General features: G+C 71.9%; 1 protein-coding gene and 2 pseudogenes. 1 reads left to right on the forward strand and 2 read right to left on the reverse strand.

What is annotated here, in order from left to right:
* Window positions 1-350 (reverse strand): annotated as a pseudogene (locus FV228_RS34595) (hypothetical protein); the annotation flags it as partial.
* Between FV228_RS34595 and FV228_RS30055 the strand changes: the two are divergent.
* Window positions 231-503 (forward strand): annotated as a pseudogene (locus FV228_RS30055) (DUF559 domain-containing protein); the annotation flags it as partial. The pseudogenes FV228_RS34595 and FV228_RS30055 sit on opposite strands and share 120 nt — an antisense overlap.
* An 88-nt stretch (window positions 504-591) precedes the next feature.
* Here FV228_RS30055 and FV228_RS30060 read toward each other — a convergent pair.
* Window positions 592-1,277, reverse strand: a 686-nt coding sequence (locus tag FV228_RS30060; protein ID WP_147857765.1) for a helix-turn-helix domain-containing protein, incomplete at its 5' end; no start/stop codon positions are given.

Raw genomic sequence — 1,277 nt, forward strand, 5'->3', positions numbered from 1 at the left:
GGGGGGCGATGCCGGGGAGGTGTGGCCCGTTCCAGGGAACTGCACTGGCTTTTGAAGGTCGCGACGCGCCCCCTCTCCCGTGCGGGAGAGGGCTGGGGTGAGGGGCCAGGTCTTTCCGGAGAGGTCGCATCCCTCACCCTGTCCCTCTCCCGCACGGGAGAGGGGACCCGCGCTTCGTCCTGATCCGGTATCATCCCGTCGATTCGGTGCCGTGCCGTTGAGACGACCCGGTGAGCAGATCGATTTCCCGGGCACGCCATCTCCGGCGGACACAGACCGCCGCCGAGGCCAAGCTCTGGCGCGTCCTGCGGAACCGCGCGCTCAATGGCTGGAAGTTCCGCCGCCAGTATCCGATCGACCGCTTCATCGTGGATTTCGCCTGTGTCGAGGCGAGGCTCGTGGTGGAGGTCGATGGCGCGACGCATTCGACCGGGCATGAGCTTGTCTACGATGCCGCACGCACGAAAATCATCGAAGCCTGCGGCTTCGCCCTGCTGCGCATCCTGAATGCCGACATCCACCAGGATCTCGACGGCGTGCGCGAGACCATCTGGGCTGCCCTCCCGTCCGGCGATCCGGTGTGCCCCCCCCTCACCCCCCGAACCGCGCCCGATACGCCTGCGGCGTCGCCGCCACGTGCCGCAGGAAGCTGCGCCGCAGGGTCTCCTCGGAGCCGAAGCCGCAGGTCCGGGCGATGCGCTTCACCGGTTGCGCGGTCTCGGCGAGCGCCCGCCGGGCCGCCTCGATCCGCAGGCGCTCCACGGCCCTGGCCGGGGTGAGGCCGGTCGCCTCCCGGTAGTGCCGGCTCAGGCTGCGTTCGCTCATCCCGGCGGCCTCCGCCAGGGCCGGGAGCGACAGATCCCCCGACAGGTTTTGGGCGATGAAGGCGTGCAGGGCGGCGAAGCGGTCCTCCCCGGCCTGCAGGGCCAAGGCCGCGCTGAACTGCGCCTGCCCGCCGGGGCGCTTCAGGAACATCACGAGGTGGCGCGCCACCGCCAGGGCGAGGTCGCGGCCGAGATCGGCCTCGACCAGGGCCAGCGCCAGGTCGATCCCCGCGGTGACGCCCGCGGAGGTCCAGACCGGGCCGTCCTGCACGAAGATCGGGTCGGGCTCGACCCGGGCCAGCGGATAGCGCCGGGCCAGGGCACCGCAATGCTTCCAGTGGGTCACCGCCCGCCGCTCGTCGAGGAATCCCGTGGCCCCGAGCAGGAACGCGCCCGTGCAGACCGAGGCGACCCGGCGCTGGTGGCCTGGGCGCGGGACCGGGCCACCAGCGC

This window comes from Methylobacterium sp. WL18, from assembly GCF_008040015.1.
In the GTDB taxonomy this organism is placed as follows: domain Bacteria; phylum Pseudomonadota; class Alphaproteobacteria; order Rhizobiales; family Beijerinckiaceae; genus Methylobacterium; species Methylobacterium mesophilicum.